General features: G+C 45.9%; 16 protein-coding genes. 4 read left to right on the top strand and 12 right to left on the bottom strand.

What is annotated here, in order from left to right:
• Positions 1 to 7: 7 nt before the first annotated feature.
• From ACZ5DR_RS14005 to ACZ5DR_RS13990, 4 genes are all read left to right on the top strand, one after another.
• Positions 8 to 3,133: an efflux RND transporter permease subunit gene (locus tag ACZ5DR_RS14005; protein ID WP_377367253.1), complete on the top strand. Its 3,126-nt coding sequence runs from the start codon at positions 8 to 10 to the stop codon at positions 3,131 to 3,133.
• Positions 3,134 to 3,269: 136 nt separating this feature from the next.
• Entirely contained in the window at positions 3,270 to 4,037 is a 768-nt protein-coding gene (locus tag ACZ5DR_RS14000; RefSeq protein WP_377367251.1) for a motility protein A, read from the top strand.
• Position 4,038: 1 nt separating this feature from the next.
• Positions 4,039 to 4,827: an OmpA/MotB family protein gene (locus ACZ5DR_RS13995; RefSeq protein WP_377367249.1), complete on the top strand. Its 789-nt coding sequence runs from the start codon at positions 4,039 to 4,041 to the stop codon at positions 4,825 to 4,827.
• 21 nt (positions 4,828 to 4,848) lie between these two features.
• On the top strand, positions 4,849 to 5,271 hold the full coding sequence (locus ACZ5DR_RS13990; RefSeq protein ID WP_377367247.1) for a hypothetical protein: 423 nt from the start codon (positions 4,849 to 4,851) through the stop codon (positions 5,269 to 5,271).
• 34 nt (positions 5,272 to 5,305) lie between these two features.
• On the opposite strand, the gene ACZ5DR_RS13985 is transcribed toward ACZ5DR_RS13990, so the two are convergent.
• The 12 genes from ACZ5DR_RS13985 to ACZ5DR_RS13930 all read right to left on the bottom strand — a co-directional run bounded on the left by ACZ5DR_RS13985 (position 5,306) and on the right by ACZ5DR_RS13930 (position 18,141).
• Entirely contained in the window at positions 5,306 to 6,478 is a 1,173-nt protein-coding gene (locus tag ACZ5DR_RS13985; protein WP_377367245.1) for an O-succinylhomoserine sulfhydrylase, read from the bottom strand.
• A gap of 94 nt (positions 6,479 to 6,572) precedes the next feature.
• A complete protein-coding gene (gene purF, locus ACZ5DR_RS13980; RefSeq protein WP_377367243.1) occupies positions 6,573 to 8,081 on the bottom strand; it encodes an amidophosphoribosyltransferase in 1,509 nt (502 codons plus the stop codon).
• A gap of 65 nt (positions 8,082 to 8,146) precedes the next feature.
• Entirely contained in the window at positions 8,147 to 8,680 is a 534-nt protein-coding gene (locus ACZ5DR_RS13975) for a CvpA family protein (protein ID WP_377367241.1), read from the bottom strand.
• Positions 8,681 to 8,751: 71 nt separating this feature from the next.
• Positions 8,752 to 9,360, bottom strand: a complete 609-nt coding sequence (locus tag ACZ5DR_RS13970) for an SPOR domain-containing protein (protein WP_377367239.1) — start codon at positions 9,358 to 9,360, stop codon at positions 8,752 to 8,754.
• Between the two features lie 17 nt (positions 9,361 to 9,377).
• Complete coding sequence (folC, locus tag ACZ5DR_RS13965) at positions 9,378 to 10,598, bottom strand: bifunctional tetrahydrofolate synthase/dihydrofolate synthase (RefSeq protein ID WP_377367237.1); 1,221 nt, start codon at positions 10,596 to 10,598, stop codon at positions 9,378 to 9,380.
• Between the two features lie 4 nt (positions 10,599 to 10,602).
• The gene (accD, locus tag ACZ5DR_RS13960) at positions 10,603 to 11,466 is read right to left on the bottom strand and encodes an acetyl-CoA carboxylase, carboxyltransferase subunit beta (RefSeq protein ID WP_377367235.1); all 864 of its coding nucleotides are present in this window, start codon (positions 11,464 to 11,466) and stop codon (positions 10,603 to 10,605) included.
• Between the two features lie 30 nt (positions 11,467 to 11,496).
• Positions 11,497 to 12,303, bottom strand: a complete 807-nt coding sequence (gene trpA / locus ACZ5DR_RS13955; protein ID WP_377367234.1) for a tryptophan synthase subunit alpha — start codon at positions 12,301 to 12,303, stop codon at positions 11,497 to 11,499.
• 2 nt (positions 12,304 to 12,305) lie between these two features.
• Positions 12,306 to 13,520, bottom strand: a complete 1,215-nt coding sequence (gene trpB / locus ACZ5DR_RS13950) for a tryptophan synthase subunit beta (RefSeq protein WP_377367232.1) — start codon at positions 13,518 to 13,520, stop codon at positions 12,306 to 12,308.
• Complete coding sequence (locus ACZ5DR_RS13945; protein ID WP_377367231.1) at positions 13,510 to 14,130, bottom strand: phosphoribosylanthranilate isomerase; 621 nt, start codon at positions 14,128 to 14,130, stop codon at positions 13,510 to 13,512. The genes trpB and ACZ5DR_RS13945 overlap by 11 nt, the downstream gene beginning before the upstream one ends.
• Positions 14,114 to 14,941 (bottom strand): tRNA pseudouridine(38-40) synthase TruA, encoded by an 828-nt coding sequence (gene truA / locus ACZ5DR_RS13940; RefSeq protein ID WP_377367229.1) that lies wholly within the window; start codon positions 14,939 to 14,941, stop codon positions 14,114 to 14,116. Before truA ends, ACZ5DR_RS13945 begins: the two co-directional genes overlap by 17 nt.
• Positions 14,934 to 17,282: a FimV/HubP family polar landmark protein gene (locus ACZ5DR_RS13935; RefSeq protein ID WP_377367227.1), complete on the bottom strand. Its 2,349-nt coding sequence runs from the start codon at positions 17,280 to 17,282 to the stop codon at positions 14,934 to 14,936. The genes truA and ACZ5DR_RS13935 overlap by 8 nt, the downstream gene beginning before the upstream one ends.
• 118 nt (positions 17,283 to 17,400) lie before the next feature.
• Positions 17,401 to 18,141 (bottom strand): EAL domain-containing protein, encoded by a 741-nt coding sequence (locus ACZ5DR_RS13930; protein ID WP_377367225.1) that lies wholly within the window; start codon positions 18,139 to 18,141, stop codon positions 17,401 to 17,403.
• Positions 18,142 to 18,209: the final 68 nt, after the last annotated feature.

Raw genomic sequence — 18,209 nt, 5'->3', positions numbered from 1 at the left:
GGCAAGCGTGCAAAAATTGATTGAAGCTGCGCTTTCCAGATCGCGCACCGTTCTAATGCTCTTTGTGCTCATTTTAGTAATGGGTACCGTCTCTTACATTGAGATTCCAAAAGAAAGTAACCCTGACATTACCATACCAATGGCATATGTTTCGGTGACCTTAGAAGGCATCTCCCCAGAAGATGCGGACAGCTTGTTAATCCATCCTCTGGAACAAGAACTGCGCAGTGTGGAAGGCCTTAAAGAGATTCGCTCAACCGCATCAGAAGGTCATGCGTCCATCATGCTTGAATTTGACTCAGGTATTGATATTGACCAAGCCATTCTAGACGCAAAAGATAAAGTTGACCGAGCCAAAAGTGATTTACCTGCAGACGCGGAAGAACCCACCGTAAGCGAAATCAATCTTTCAACCTTTCCTGTCATCCGTATTAACCTCTATGGAGATGTCAGTTTTGCCACATTAAGTGGCATTGCCCACGACCTCCAAGACAATGTTGAAGCCGTGCAAGGGGTGCTAGAAGCCAGCATTAGCGGTGATCGTGACCAACAGGCTGAAATCATTATCAGCCAAGAAAAACTCGACAGCTATGGTCTCTCTATTGCGGAAATCGGCACCCTGTTGTCTTCTAATAACCGTCTAGTAGCAGCTGGTAATCTTGATACGGGAGCGGGACGCTTCGCCCTTAAAGTGCCAGGTCTACTGCAAACAAAAGAAGACATCATGAACCTACCGGTGAAGGTCACCAATCAAAAGGTTGTGTTGATTAAAGACATCGCCACAGGCGAAATGACCTTTGAAGACCCAAGCTCCTATGCCCGTGTTAACGGACGAAGCAGCATCACCCTAGCCGTGTCAAAACGTGTCGGCGCAAACGTCATTGACACCATCAACGCCGTTAAATCAGTGGTCATACAAGACAGTGCAACATGGCCAGAAGGCATTGAATACAGCCTCACTCAAGATGAATCTATTCAAATAGAAACCTCCCTCAATGACCTGTTCAACAATGTCCTGGCCGCGACTCTCCTCGTTATGATTGTGATCGTTTGGGCACTTGGCCTTCGTTCTTCCATATTAGTAGGACTCGCCATCCCAGGAGCATTTTTGACGGGTATATTGCTGCTTAACCTACAGGGTTACACCATAAATATGGTCGTTCTCTTTGCGCTGATCCTGAGTGTGGGCATGTTGGTGGATGGCGCGATTGTGGTGACCGAATACGCGGACCGCAAACTCGCTGAAGGAGCATCAAAGCGCCAAGCCTATGCCGAGGCAGCTAAGCGAATGGCCTGGCCAATTACCGCCTCCACCGCGACAACGCTAGCGGTGTTTATGCCATTACTTTTTTGGCCGGACATCGTGGGTGAGTTTATGCGCTATATGCCAATCACCATTATCGCTACCTTGGTGGCATCCTTAGTTATGGCGCTTATTCTGTTACCCACCCTGGGTTCGTTAATAGGCAAACGCGGGGCTTATAGTGAAAAGACTATGGCCACCTTAAAGCTCACTGAAACCGGTGATCTAAGTGAGTTAAAAGGTATCACTGGTCGCTATGGCAGATTACTTACTAAATTAGTGAACTACCCTATTTTGGTGCTTTGCTTCGCTATTGCCATGTTAATGAGTGTGTTTTTTGTCTATGGCTCTTTTGGTAAAGGTGTTGAGTTCTTCCCTAACATTGAACCTGAGGTGGCGAACTTAGAGGTACGTGCCCGCGGGGACTTATCCCTTGATGAGAAAGACGCCTTGGTGCGTCAGGTGGAACGTCAGGTACTCGGGCACCCGGAACTTGAAAGCCTAGTGACCACTGTCTACGCAACACCGGGTAATAATGATGCACCAGATGCCATTGGCACGCTCACCATGGAGTTTATAGACTGGAATAAACGCCGTCCCGCGAACGATATTCTGGCAGACATTCGTGCTAATGCTCAGTCGATCCCTGGTATCAAGGTCGCTTCTGTGGTGGAACAAGGTGGACCTCAGTCGGGCTCCGACATCGAACTTGAGCTTAGCTCTAATTTCTCAGAGGTGCTTGATCAGGCCGCTAATCAGATTTCATCTGAGCTAGCAAAACGTAAAGAGATTGTTTCTGTCAGTGATGATCGCTCTCTTCCCGGTATTGAATGGCGTATGGACATTGACCGAGCGGAAGCCAGTAAATTTGGTGTTGATGTGGACATGCTTGGTAGTGTGGTCAAGCTTGTCACTACGGGGATTACCCTAGGAGATTTTTTGCCCGATGGTGCGGACGATAAGATCGACATCCTGTTGCGCTTCCCAACAGAGCAACGAAACCTCGGCCAGCTGGATCAACTTCACATCCCCTCAGCCTCTGGAGCCATTCCCATTAGTAACTTTGTTGAACGCCATGCGGCTCCTAAACAAGGCCTCATTAATCGTGTTGACGGTAAGCGAACCGTTAAGATTTCTGCGGATGTTGTGGATGGCTTAGTGGTAGATGAAGTCATCAAAGAGATTCGAGCGGAACTAGAACGCTCAAACTTGCCGAGCACACTGTCCTACGAATTCCGGGGCAACACAGAAGATCAGCAAAAATCCATGATGTTCCTTATGAAAGCCTTTGGTGTGGCCTTCTTCATCATGGCCATTATCTTGGTGACTCAGTTCAATAACTTCTTTCAATGTTTGTTGATCTTGAGTGCCGTGATCTTCTCCACCATGGGCGTCTTCATCGGATTAATGCTCAAAGGAGAACCCTTTGGCATTGTGATGAGTGGCGTGGGTGTCATTGCCCTTGCTGGAGTGGTGGTGAACAACAATATCGTTTTGATCGACACCTTTAATGGTTTGAGAAATCAAGGCATGGCGGTAAAAGAAGCGGCGATCAGAACGGGAGTTCAGCGCTTACGACCTGTCATGTTGACCACTATCACAACCATACTGGGGCTGGTCCCCATGGTTTTCCAGCTAAATATTGATTTTGTTCATCAGGCGATCAGTGTCGGTGCCCCCTCCGCCCAATGGTGGACACAGTTATCGACTGCCATTGCTGGCGGCTTAGCGTTTGCGACGCCACTGACATTAATCCTAACGCCCTGCTTGCTAGTATTAGGTTACCGAAGACGAGAGCGAAAACAGCTCGAGGCGTTACAAACTGAATAATAAACCATCATAAGCCCTCTTTTTGAGGGCTTATTTTCTTTACATACAAAAAACTTACAAACTCCCCTTGTAGATAAAGTACCAGCTCTACATAATGAGACTTTCGTCCCTTTGTGCAAATTAGGTGTATGACTCAATGGATTTCGCTTCATTTATAGGCATTATTTCAGGTATCGCATTAATCATTGGCGCCATATTCCTTGGTAGTGATGATCTAACCATTTTTATTAATGTTCCTGGAATTATGATCGTAATTGGTGGCACCATCGCTGCCACACTTTTAACCTTCCAGTTTAAAGATACCATCGCGGCCTTAAGAGCTATGTTCATCGTGTTTGCTCAGGACAAACAAGATCCACAGGCAATGATCGCCACCATGTTGCAACTCACTAAGATCGCACGCCGAGAAGGCCTAGTGGCCTTAAGCCGAGTTGAGGCAGACTCTCCTTTTCTAAAGCGTGCCTTAGGCATGGCGTCTGATGCTTCCGATGAAGAGTACATCCGTAACACACTGCAAGCAGACATTGATTCCCTTAAAATGCGTCACTACGTTATTCAAGATGTTTTCAAGAAAATGGGCACCTATGCTCCCGCATTTGGTATGCTAGGTACCCTAATTGGTTTGATACAAATGCTATCTCAGCTAGATGACCCAGAGACCATTGGCCCCTCCATGGCTGTGGCTCTGTTGACGACCTTTTACGGCTCTCTTTTAGCAACCGTCATATTCAATCCTATTGCCGGGAAACTTAAAGCACGAACCATTCTCGAAATCCAAACGTTAGAGATCATCCGTGACGGCACCATTAGTTTGTTAGGCAGTAATAATTACTTAGCCGTCTATGAGCGTTTATCGTCCTATGTCCCTGCGCACCAACGTAAACCTGCGGGATTTGGAGAGTAGCATGAGTGATCCGTTATTTGATGACGATGATAATGCTGGCTGGATTTTCACCTTTGCCGATCTCATGTCGCTGCTTTTGGTCTTTTTTATCCTCTTGTACAGCTTATCTCGCATGACCGAAACCACACTTGTGGCTGCCCTGTCATCCATTCAAATAGCCTTGAACAGTAATGGCGCATTAGTTCGCCAAGATCCTCTAAAATATTCAGGTGGCGGCACTGAGACTATTAAGCCAGTTGAGCCACAAATGGCCACCAATAAAGAGCTCACCTATGCAGAGGAACCCGTCGACGAAGTCGTTCGTGAAGAGGTGAACACCATTGCCAACGATGTGGCGAGTCGATTTAATGCCGCCAGCATGGACAGCCAAGTCTCTGTTTTTGAAGACGGCGAAAAAATCACCATTCGTATTGATGGTGCTTCATTATTTGAGTCTGGTGAAGCGGAAATCCTTTATACCGCCCTCCCTATCTACCAAACTTTATTGGCAATCTTTAACAAATATCCTGACTACGACATCAACATAAAAGGTCATACGGACAACATCCCCATTAATACCACTCGTTTCCCGAGTAACTGGGAACTGTCTGCCATTCGGGCCACCACTACGTTACGCTATTTTCTTGAGAACGATATTCCAGCAGAACGCATGACTGCTACGGGTTATGCCGACAGTATTCCTTTGGTTCGTAATGACACACCTGCCAATCGGGCTCAAAATCGCAGGGTGGAGTTCGTACTTCAAAGGGATAAAGATAAACCCATCCCATTCACTCAAAACAATCCCTAAACAGGCATCAAGGCAGTGTCTATGAGCAACAGGGACTCACAAATCACCTATCACTCCCAAGAGCGACGTAATGCCTTACGAGTAAAACCAACAGGCCATAAACTTCGTTTTCTACATAACGATTTGGTTTTACCTTGCATAGACATTAGTGTTTTAGGGGTAGCCTTGGCTATAGAAGATGATGTTCTGCTTGAAGTGAATGAAGGGGATATCATGGCGTTTGTGCTTGATCAAGACGACCAGATCATAGGTCAAATTAAAGCCCGACTGATACATCGAACGCATAATCACTCAGGCTGGCAGTTTACTGCTACCGAGGACAGTGTGCTTGAATTTATCGATGAGTTAGTGCTTGATACCCAGAAAGCAGAACTTAAGAGAGCGGCTCTGGAGCGACTAAAACAGGATGAGAAAGACCTGTTAGACAGTGAGTTAGACAAATAAAAAAGAGCGCAATGCGCTCTTTTTTATTAAACAGTTAAATAGCCGACAACGCGCTTTCAACGTCTTGGATGATGTCTTGGATATCTTCTAAACCCACTGACAAGCGAACTAAGCCAGGCTTGATACCCGCTTTTAGCTTTTCTTCATCCGTCAAACGACCATGAGTCGTGGTAGCCGGATGAGTCACTAGGGTTTTAGTATCACCCAAGTTACCCGTGATAGACATCAACTTAGTATTATCAATGAATTTCCAGGCAGCCTCTTTGCCTCCATCTAACTCAAACGATAATACCCCACCGAAACCTTTCTGCTGTGCTTTCGCCAACTCATGGTACTTATGGGATGGCAACCCCCCATAATTCACTTTCACAACTTTAGGATGTTGCTCAAGGTATTCTGCTAAAGCTTGTGCATTAGCAGAATGAGCTGTCATTCTTAAACTCAAAGTCTCAAGACCATTTAAAAGAACCCATGCGTTAAACGGGCTCATAGTCGGCCCAGCGCTACGCATAAAGGCGACAAACTCACCGACAATTTCTTTCGATGAAATCAGTGCGCCACCTAAACAGCGACCCTGACCATCAATAAACTTGGTGGCTGACTGCATGACGATGTCTGCACCCTGGGTCAAAGGATTCTGTAGAGCTGGTGTCGCCAACACCGTATCCACGCACAAAAGAGCGCCTTTGGCATGGGCTAATTCCGCTACTTTTGGAACGTCAACTACTTCGTAAAGTGGGTTAGAGGGTGTTTCAAAATAACACAAGCGTGTTTTCTCATCGATCTCTTGTTCCCATGCGGCATAATCTGTGGCATCCACATAGGCGATTTCAACACCATATTTAGCCATGTAAGTATTGAAGAATTTTACTGTGGAACCAAAAATATTACGGGAACAAACCACCTTGTCACCGGCTTTCAGCAAGCTGTAACCTAAGGTCATCAATGCCGCCATACCTGATGCTGTGGCAATCGCTGCCTCACCCTTTTCAAGGGCTGCAAGACGCTTTTCAAACATCTCTACCGTTGGGTTGGTAAAGCGGGAATATACATTACCGTCTACTTCTCCAGAAAACTTAGCGGCCGCTTCCGCAGCACTTGAATAAGCGAAGCTTGATGTGGTGAAAATGGCTTCACTATTCTCTTGCTCTTGGGTTTGACGAATCCCCGCTCGAATCGCGAGCGTTGCATCGTTGTATTCAGACATAGGTCACTCCACTTTGACGCTTTAAAAACAACTAAGCCAGGTTAAAACCTGGCTTAGCATGAGCAAAACATTCAGATATGCTAAACCAATGGGGTTACATTGGGTACATCATATCGTTTGAAGATTTTGTTTCGACGGCTTCTTTCTGGGCATCACTGCGCGCACTCGCGAGAGATTCAAGGTAGCTTGAATCAATGTTGCCAGTGATATAGTTACCATCGAACACTGAAGTATCGAATTCACGAACATCGGAATGCTTCTCATCGATACAAGCACTGATCAAATCTTCTAAATCTTGGAAAATAAGACGGTCAGCACCGATTAATTCACAGATCTCTTCAACATTACGATCGTGAGCAATCAGCTCTTCTGCAGCAGGCATGTCGATACCATAAACGTTCGGATAACGAACTTCAGGTGCCGCGGATGCGATGTAGACTTTCTTCGCACCTGCTTCACGAGCCATTTCAATGATCTCTTTACTGGTGGTACCACGTACGATGGAATCATCCACCAAAAGAACGTTCTTGTCTTTGAACTCAAACGGTACTGGGTTCAACTTCTGACGTACAGATTTCTTACGCACGGTTTGCCCCGGCATAATGAAAGTACGACCGATGTAACGGTTTTTGACCAAGCCTTCACGGAAAGGAATGTTTAATTCCTGAGCGATTTGAAGTGCTGCTGTACGGCTGGTATCTGGGATTGGAATAACCACATCAATATCGTGATCAGCCCATTCACGTTTGATCTTTGCAGCCAAACGATCCCCTTGATTGATACGTGCTTTGTAGACAGAAATGCTGTCGATCACAGTATCAGGGCGAGCAAAGTAAACATACTCAAACAAACATGGGCGTGGAACTTTTGCTTCGGTACATTGACGTTGATGAACCTTGTGGTTTACATCAAAGAACAGAGCTTCGCCAGGGCGAATGTCTCGCTCAATTTTGAAGCCAGCAGCATCGAGAGCGACACTCTCAGAAGCGACCATGTATTCAGTCCCCTTCTCCGTCTCTTTTGATCCGTAGATCAAAGGACGAATGCCGTCAGGGTCGCGGAATGCAAGAATACCGTAGCCAGTAATCAAAGCGACCACAGCATAGCCACCCTCGATACGCTTGTATACACGCTCTAGGGCATTAAAAATGTCCTCTGGCGTTGGCACCAATTTGCCTTCCTCATGAAGCTCATGAGCCAAGACGTTGACCAACACCTCTGAATCAGAGGTCGTGTTAATGTGTCGCAAATCCGACTCAAACACCTCTTGCTTCAATTTGGCAGTATTAGTTAGGTTACCGTTATGGGCTAACGAAATTCCGTAGGGAGAGTTCACATAAAAAGGCTGAGCTTCAGCAGAGCTAGATGTACCAGCAGTTGGATAACGGGCGTGACCGATACCAATGTTGCCATGTAGCTTCTTCATGTGTCGTGTACGAAACACTTCACTCACTGGGCCATTGTCTTTACGCAAGCACAATAGTCCATTATGGCTTGTAACCATACCAGCTGCGTCTTGTCCGCGATGCTGGAGAAGCGTGAGAGCGTCAAAAATGGTTTGATTAACCATCGACGTGGCTACGACACCAACGATACCACACATGTATATATACCTCGTGATTAGGGGAAACGACTAGGCCGTTCTTTACAACTTTTGCACTGGGTGCATTAACTACTTAAGGCGCGCTCAATGAGGGACGAATCTAAAGATTCACTACCCTTGCCTAACATCTCGCGCACCCAATCTTTCATAACAACTAATTGCGGCACCAATTGAGAAGACTTCCAGAACTCTGCTTTCTCAATGGCTGGACTCAAGCTTAACAGAGACACAAAGGCCACTACGATTAAGCTACCACGGGCGAAGCCAAACAGCATTCCAAGTACACGATCGGTACTGGATAAACCCGTCACCTGAATTAAAGAGCCAAGAACAAAACTCACCAAGGCACCAATCACTAAGGTCGCTATAAATAAGCTAACGAAGGAAACAATGTAGCGAATTTGGTCATTTTGAACTTGATCAATTAATAAGGTTTGCAGTGAATCACTGAATTTTACTGCTACCACAAAGGCCACTACCCAGGTAACTAGGGATAGGACCTCTTTAACAAAGCCGCGTTTTAAGCTCAACAATGAAGACAATAGGATCACCGCAATGATCAGCCAGTCTAAAGTTGAAATAGATTGTATCTGCTCCACACGTACCTCTTATATTTCGCTGCGAAGTTTACCAAAAGCTCACGTTATTCCAAGCAACCAAAGGGGAAGATTTACGAATTCGGAGAATATTTCACGACAATACCGTTCAGTGAAAACTCTTTCTTCACATCTTCCTTCGCTTTGTCCGAAGCACTGCGTTTTAACTCAGGACCAACAAACACTTTATACAGTGCATTAGTGGTCATAATATAAGCAGGATACCCAGCATCCTGTAGCCTCTTAAGAGTACGTGTTGCGTTTTCTTTTTTGCCAAAAGTTGCCACCTGTAAAGTCCAGCGTTCTGCAATTGGCTCAGGAGCAGGCGCCTTCACAGGCTCTTGCGTTGGCGCGACGGCAACACTAGCCGTCTTAGTGCGAGTGTCTAGTGGCTCTTGCGTTGGAGCAGCCGCCTTAGGGGTTGGAATAAGCTCAATATCATTTGGCGAGCTTTCCTGACTATTAGCGGCACTGGCGGTCTCTTGTTGTTGCACTACCAGGTCATCCATCGATTTAACTGGCGCAATAGCCACTTCTGGGAATGCTGGTCGCTCTGGCACAACTACTTGCACATCAAGCTCAGGAGGTCGCTCTCCGTCTAATACCAATGGCAAAAGCACAGCTGCTGACAGCACTAACAACCCAGCGCCAATCAATCGATATTTTGTCTTGGTATCTAACATGACATCCTTACCTTAGCTTATTGATTTGCCAGATATTCGGAAACCGTTAAGAAGGAACCGAACACGACAATCGCTGCCCCTTTGACCTTAGCCTCCTCGACTGCGGATGACACCGCATCGGTTAAACTGACAAAGGTTTCAGCTTGATTTAAATATCCCTTGAGCTCTTCAGCTGTCGCCCCACGGGGACCATGAAGACCGATTAACTTCCAACTTTCAAAACTATCCGCTAGGGTCGCCATCACAGCGGCAATGTCTTTGTCTTTCAGCATGCCGCACACGGCAATCACAGGCTGACCTAAGTGCTCAACCTGCTGTTTTAATTGGGTAGCAGCTTCTGGATTATGGGCCACATCAATGTATAAATCAGGTTCATTAGCAACTTTTTGAAAACGCCCCAGTAAGGTCGCATTAGCAAACAGATCGGTTAATTTATCCTGATCCAAGTCAACCTGAAGCACTCGCAGTACTTCAATAACTGTCGCAGCATTTTCTAAAGGTAACTTAGGAATTGGCAGGTTCTCAAAGGACACATTGTCTGTCCACCACCGCCATCCATCTCCATCAAGAGTAAAACTAAAATCCACATGCTTTTGGGTTAACCTAGCACCAAGCTCTGCTGCCGTTACAGCAATGCTTTCTGGTGGATTTACCACGCCCGATACAAACGGTTTACCCTTGCGCCCAATACCGGATTTTTCACGACCGATAATTTCAATGGAATCCCCTAACCAATCAACATGGTCTAAGGCAATAGACGTTACGACCGCAAGGTCCGTATCCACCATATTCACAGAATCTAAGCGTCCGCCTAAACCAACTTCAAGCACCCAATAGTCCAACTCAAGTTGATCAAACACCCATAATGCCGCCAGGGTCGAAAATTCGAAATAGGTTAACGGAGTATCACCGCGAACTTTTTCAATTTTTTCAAAGGCCTGACACAAAAGTTCGTCAGAACACTCCTGACCATCAAGGGCAACACGTTCGTTAAAACGAAGAAAGTGAGGTGATGTATAGGTCCCTACTTTGAAGCCACTAGCCACTAAGTACTGAGTCAACATGGCACAGGTAGAGCCCTTACCATTGGTACCCGCTACTGTGATTACTTTCTGCTTAGGGCGACCTAAATTGAGTTTACTGAGAACTGTTAGGCCTCGTTCAAGACCTAACTCTATTTCCGAAGGGTGCTGGCTCTCTATGTAAGAGAGCCAATCTGTAAGAGACCTTGTTGGCATTAACTTAGGCTGCTTTGTTCGTCAAGATAGAAAGTACATTGTATAAGCGGTCACGCAAATCGTGACGGGAAATGATCATATCTAGAGCGCCTTTATCCAACAAAAATTCAGAACGTTGGAAACCTTCAGGCAGTTTCTCACGAACTGTTTGTTCGATAACTCGTGGGCCAGCGAAACCGATCAATGCATTCGGCTCAGCAACATTCAAATCGCCTAACATCGCCAAAGATGCAGACACACCACCGAACACAGGATCCGTCATGGCGGAAATATAAGGAATACCTTGTTGTTTCATTTTCTCTAGGGCAGCGCTGGTTTTAGCCATCTGCATTAGAGAAATAAGAGCTTCTTGCATACGGGCACCGCCAGAAGCAGAGAAACAGATCAATGGAATACCTTTTTCTAAACTAACGTTTGCTGCTTGAACAAATTTTTCGCCAACGATAGCCCCCATAGATCCACCTAGGAAACTAAACTCAAAGGCCACTGCAACAACTGGCATACCGTTTAGAGTGCCTTCCATTGCCACCAAGGCGTCTTTTTCACCGGTCGCTTTTTGCGCAGCAGCAAGACGATCTTTATAACGTTTAGAGTCTTTAAACTTAAGCTTATCTTCTGGCTCCAAATGAGCTGCAATTTCAGCACGACCTTCTTTGTCTAGGAAGATATCTAAGCGACGACGAGCCGAAACACGCATGTGGTGCTCACACTTAGGACAAACATCTAAGTTTTTTTCTAACTCTGGACGGTAAAGAACGTTGTCACATTTAGGACATTTCTTCCAAAGACCTTCTGGCACACTACCTTGAGTGCGACGGGTTTCGCTACGCATAATCGTAGGAACAAATTTATCTAGCCAACTGCTCATTTAACTCTCCAAATTGTTACAGGCTAATACTTACTTATCCATCTCTGAGCGCATCGGAGCTAGGATTTTACGTAATGCATTAGCAATTTCATCTTGTGTTTTGCCACGCGATTGCGCGATGGCATTTACCAGAACACTACCGACAATGACCCCGTCTGAGCACTCACTCACAACTTTTGCTGTCTGTGGGTCTCGAATACCAAAGCCAACGCCTATCGGTAGCGCTGTAATGTCTTTTAACGACTCGACATGGGCGCGCACACTGTCCACGTCTAAGGACGCAGAACCCGTCACACCTTTAACCGACACGTAATACACATACCCAGAAGCAAGTGCGCATATTTTCTCTGCACGCTGCTTGGTAGTAGTCGGTGACAATAAATAAATTAAGTCGATGTCGTTGTTGCGGAAGCATTCTACTACATCTGTCGCTTCTTCAGGAGTCAAATCTACTAATAAAATGCCATCTACACCCGCTTCTTTTGCTGCATCAGAAAATGCTTGATAGCCAAAGAACTCAATCGGGTTCAAATATCCCATTAATACCACGGGGGTTTGAGCATTAATTGATCGAAACTCTTTTACAATCTCTAGTACTTTACGCACTGTTGTGCCTGCAGCTAATGCACGCTCGCAGGCCAACTGAATCACAGGACCATCCGCCATAGGATCAGAAAACGGCATACCCAGTTCAATGATATCCGCACCCGACTCAACCAATGCATGCATCAGTTCAACCGTATGATCTGGACTTGGGTCTCCTGCAGTGATGTACGGTATTAAGGCTTTTTTACCTTCACCATTTAACTGATCGAAACACGTTTGAATGCGGCCCATAATTACATCTCCAACCCATCAATTTCTGCTACCGTATGTATGTCTTTATCCCCCCTACCGGAAAGATTGATAACAACAATCTGGTCCTTCTCCATGGTGGCAGCAAGCTTCATACCGTAGGCAATGGCATGACTGGATTCCAGCGCCGGCATAATGCCCTCTAATCGAGTTAAATCGCGAAACCCTTCCATAGCCTCATCATCATTGATAGCGACATACTGGGCACGTCCTACGTCTTTCAGCCAAGCATGTTCTGGCCCTACACCCGGATAATCCAAGCCAGCAGAAATAGAGTGAGTTCCCATAATCTGACCATCTTCGTCGGCCATCACATAGGTACGATTGCCGTGCAAAACACCTGGACGACCAGCACTCAAAGGCGCCGCGTGTCGGCCTGTTTCAACACCGTCACCCCCTGCTTCCACGCCGTACATAGCAACCGACTCATCTTCTATAAATGGGTAGAACATACCAATTGCATTGGAGCCACCCCCAACACAGGCTACTACAGCATCTGGCAAGCGACCTTCTTGCTCCATACATTGAGCCTTGGTTTCACGACCAATCACTGCCTGAAAATCACGAACCAGTTTTGGATAAGGATGCGGGCCCGCCGCTGTACCAATAATGTAGAAAGTATCATCCACATGGCTTACCCAGTAACGCATGGCTTCGTTCAATGCATCTTTTAGGGTTTTAGTCCCCGACTCCACAGGGATCACTTCGGCACCCAACAGCTTCATTCGATAGACGTTCAATGCTTGACGACGAACGTCTTCTGCCCCCATAAAGACCTTGCATTTCAAACCTAGACGGGCAGCCACCGTGGCAGATGCAACCCCATGCTGACCAGCACCTGTTTCAGCAATAATATTGGGCTTGCCCATATGTTTTGCCAACAACGCCTGACCTATGGTGTTGTTAATCTTGTGGGCACCTGTATGGTTTAAGTCTTCACGTTTTAAATAAATTTTTGCGCCGCCCGCCTTTTCAGTAAGGCGTTCGGCAAAATATAAAGGTGAAGGGCGACCAACATAGTGAGCTAAGTCTTTATCAAAAGCCTGCTGAAAGGCCTCTTCATTAGATAACTGCTCATAAACCTTGGCCAAATCCTCCAAAGCTGACATGAGCGTTTCAGATACAAAGATGCCGCCATATTGTCCAAAACGGCCATGCTCATCCGGTAAATTTAACGATATTTTGGTCTTATCCACCATGTTTCGCTCCATTAATAAACTGTATCACCCGATCTGGGTCTTTTAAGCCTTTTGAACGCTCTACCCCACCACTGACATCCACAGCATAAGGCTTTACCGTATTAACGGCCGTCGCCACATTGTCTGGCGTCAAACCGCCTGCCAAGATCAGTGGTTTTGGTAACTGTGCTGGGATCGCGTTCCAATTAAATGTCTCACCAGTACCCCCTGGAATGCCAGGTTTGTAGGCATCCAAGAGTATTGCCAACGCAGATGGATAGTTAGATGCCTCTCTCAGCACATCCACATCTGGCTTCATCCGCAGAGCTTTATAATAAGGTTTTCCGTAGGACTCACATTGTTCTGGCGTTTCATCACCGTGAAATTGAATCACCCAGCGCACACTACCTTGAGAGACTTGCTCCACTAGGTCATCTGGGGCATTCACAAACAATCCTACAGGGACCACAAATGGTGGAAGCTGACTAACAATCTGATTAGCCACATCTGGGCTCACATAGCGTGGACTTTTATCATAAAAGACAAAACCAAGAGCATCAGCTCCTGCCCCTAGCGCTTGAAGCGCATCTTCCAGATTAGTAATACCGCAAATTTTAACTCGGCAAGACATACTCTGCTTCCTGCTTGTAAGGTAAAAAATGAGGACCCAGGGCAACAGTTGGCGCCTCAAGCTCAGATGGGTATTCTGCATCAACAAAATACAGCCCAAATGGTGGTGCCGTAATCCCCCCTTGAGTGCGATCTTTCGCATCAAGAACAGTCTTCGCCCATTCAACCGGTTGCTCACCAGCACCTATGGTCATTAATACGCCAGCAAAATTACGAATCATATGATGCAAAAACGCATTCGCTCGAACATCCAGCACAATGTATTGACCAAATCGATCTACGGAGAAATTTAGAATAGTACGAACAGGGCTTTTAGCCTGACAGCCTACCGCACGAAAAGAGGTAAAGTCATGGGTGCCTTTAAAATACTCACAAGCACGCTGCATGCGCTCCACATCTAAATTTTTGTATGTCCAAGTCACTTGTTTAGCCAAGATAGCTGGACGGAATTCAGATTGATAGATCACATAACGATATCGACGACTCACCGCACTAAAACGCGCATGAAAGTCCTCACCGACGTTTTTAGCAGCAACAACAGAGATATCAGACGGGAGATGCGTGTTAACGCCAAGGGTCCATGCTCGTTCAGGGCGAACGGCATCCGTTTCAAAATGAACAACTTGTGCGCTGGCGTGAACACCTGCATCAGTGCGACCAGCGCAAATAACATTAACTGGGTGGTTGGCGATCTTAGTTAAAGCGTGTTCTAAACTTTCTTGAACGGTGGCAACATCATATTTCTGTGCTTGCCACCCTTTATAGGCCGCCCCGTTATACTCGACGACCAGTGCTACTTTCTGTTTACTCACTTGGGAACATTCGCTCCATCATACTTTGGGCTTCAGCAATCTGACTTTCATTACCAGACGCTACAACATCCTCAAGTATAACACGCGCACCCTCTTCATCACCCATATCCATGTAAGCTCGTGCCAAATCTAGCTTAGTCGCAACTTCATCGCCACTGGCATCAAAGAAATCAATTTCTTCTTCGTCATCTGACTCGTCGGATTCAGCAGCAGCCTCTTCTTCACCGAATTCAGGCACATCCAAACCACCAAAGTCGTCTTCATCTTGCTGTGCTTCAGCAAGCGCTTCATCGATACTTTCAGCAAGAGCTGCATCCGGTTCACGATCAAACACAGAGGACTCATCACTATCCGCTTGATCAGGCTCCTCATCATTGAGAAGGTTGCTGACAAAGGATTCTTCCTCAGAAAATTGATCATCATCGGCTTCAGGTTCAGGTAACTCAAACTCCGAACTGAGGTCATCAACTTGCTCATCTTGACTGTTGTCTATATCCAACTCACTGGATTGCGACTCAAAATCACCCAAAGTGTCTTCTAGATTGAAGTCGTTATTTTCTTTAGTCGCATCCACTTCTGATGTGGAATCCTGAGCATCTGCATCTTCAATTTCAAACTCAGCAAAAGGATCATCATTAGCTTCGTCTTCTTCATCAGCCAACTCATCCATTTCGATACCTAAGGCATCTTCAAGCTCATCGGACTCATTCTCAGGCTCAGAAACAGTTTCATCTAACTCAGGAATTTCAAATTCATCGAAACCGTCTTCTTCAGGCTGGGTTACTTCTGTTTGAGTCGACGCAACAGATTCATCAAAGCCATCAAAACCATCGTCAGCCTCATTATCCACATCAAAATCAAACGCAAATGGATCTTCCTCTTCCACGTCATAATCTTGCTGTTCTGGCTCTGGCTCACTTTCTGCAACGGCCTCCGTTGCAACCACTGCAGCGGCCCCTGCTGTCGCAGCAGCTGCCGCAGGCGCTAAATCAAATTCGGTTGTGTCTTTTACTTCTGGTTCTTTTTTGCGGCCAGAACGTTTGATCAACATGCCAGCCAATAAGCCTAGAAGTAATAACACGACACCAGATATCGATAAGATAATGGGATTGCCAAAAATCTTATTGGAAAAGGACTCTTCTTCTGCCGCAGCTTGTTCACGGCGTAGCTGATCTGCTTCAAGCAATTGGTCTACAGTGTTTTTCTGCTCTTGGAGAGCTTGCTGAGCACTGGTAAATTGACGTTGAAGCTCAGCCATTTGCTGATCTTTAAGGCTAATCAGGCGCTCCAAAGTAGCCAGCTGCTCATTCACATCAGATAGCTTATCGGAGAGCTCTTCCTTCTCACGGGTTTCTTTATCAAGCAACTCATTGGTTGCTGATAATTCACTCTCTAAATCACTGATACGTTGAGTATCCGCTGCATTGGAGCTTGCATCTGCTTCGGGCAACACGCTCTGGCCGGAAGCCAACTTAAGCTGATCCCCAGTTTTTGCAGGTGGTGCTGGCGTGGTATTACTTTGAGCTTGGGTATTGAGTTGCTCTTGGTTAACGACATCATCAATACGACCCGCATTTTTCAAGGCCATCCAAGCAGCGTGCTGACGCTCAAACTCAGCTTGGGAAGTCGCCTTGTTAAAGAGCGCAATTTGTTCTTGAGTCGGTAAACGCAACACCGCCCCTTCCCGCAACAGGTTGATATTGTTGGCATAGAAGGCATCTTGGTTGAGCGCCTGAATCGCCATCATCGTTTGATAAATGGTCAATTGATTTGAAGGACGATTAGCTCCTGCGATAGACCATAAGGTATTCCCCTTACGCACATTTAATTCAGAGGCGGTTTGCATCTGATTAGCAGTAGCGGTCTCTTGACGAAATACTTGATTCGTTGGGTTTGCAGCAGGCTGAGGCTGTATCGACTGAATGACTTCTGGCTGTGCTTTTTCTACCAGCGCAGATTGATTGATAGGTGTTTGATACTCTCGAACAACCTGGCCACTGGGCCAACGTGCCGCGAGAACAAACTGAAGTTCTTGAACTTCTAGAGGCTCTTGAGATTGCACCAATACGGCCAATTGGCCATTTTCACGGATAACACTGAAGTTAAGCTGAGCCAAAATCGTAGAAGGCGCTAAGCCCGCTTGCCTAAACTCACTTTCAGAGCCCAGACGCACAGTAATATCAGCAGGTGCCAACCCGTCAGCGTCAGTTAATTGAATTCTACCTCGGTAAGGTTCATCGATTGCGGATTGGGAGGTTAACTCGCCCAGCTCTAATGCGTAACTACTGGAGACATACAGCGCACCAGATACAGCCATACTAATGAGCGTTTTTCTGAGCATAAGCTTCCCTTTCTCGTTATAAACCGACGATGAATATACAAACAAGTATCTTATACAGGTTCGGAATTATCAATAGCTTTAGAATCAATGGTTTGGATGTTTTATAGCATTCGCTTAATTATGCTTGTTTATTAATAAAGTTGGACCGAAATAAAAAACCTTGAACATAGTCCACATCCAGCATTTTCGCCACCTCTAGGTCTGCTTCCGACTCAATACCCTCTAGGACGATCTTCTTATTAGTCTCTTTTGCAAATTGAATCATTTTGCAGACGAATGTCATAAATTTGGGTTTATCTTTCATGCGTAGCACACATTTATCTAATTTAACCCAAGAGACCAATTGCAACACAGAAACCGAAATCATCGACAATGGGTGACAAAGATCATCCAGAGCCGTTTCAATCCCTAAAGCATCAAAGGCCTCAATCATAGATAAACTCATAATAGCGTCATTTAATTCCGAGTTTTCAATCAGCTCCACTACCACAGAGTCATTTCCTTGCTGTCGGATCATCTGAATAAATGGGTTGCTATGGGCTTCTGCATCGCTTGCAAAGAAGGCATCTTGGTCTAGGTTAACGAACAACAAACCAGAGGGACGATTTGCAAGCTGTATTTGCTTCTGCGCGAATTCAACCTGAAACAGAGTAATGGGAGATTCATGAAGGGACGCATAGACATAATCAGGTCTCAAAAACTCCCCATCGGCCCCATAGAATCTGGACAAGGCTTCATAGCCAATAATGTCATTCGAAGCCAACTCAATAATAGGCTGATATTCCACACCAAAACGTTTGGAGTTCAACAACTCCAAAAGCACCGCTGACGACAACTGATTGTTTGATGTATGCGACATTTAATCTCCTCCAGACAAGTGGAAGACCACTTTAAACCAAATGAGAATCATTACAATATATAGGCATA

The sequence above is a fragment of the Marinomonas vaga genome, assembly GCF_055388305.1.
Note: the sequence above shows the minus strand (reverse complement) of the source record. Positions and strands in the feature narration are given on the sequence as shown.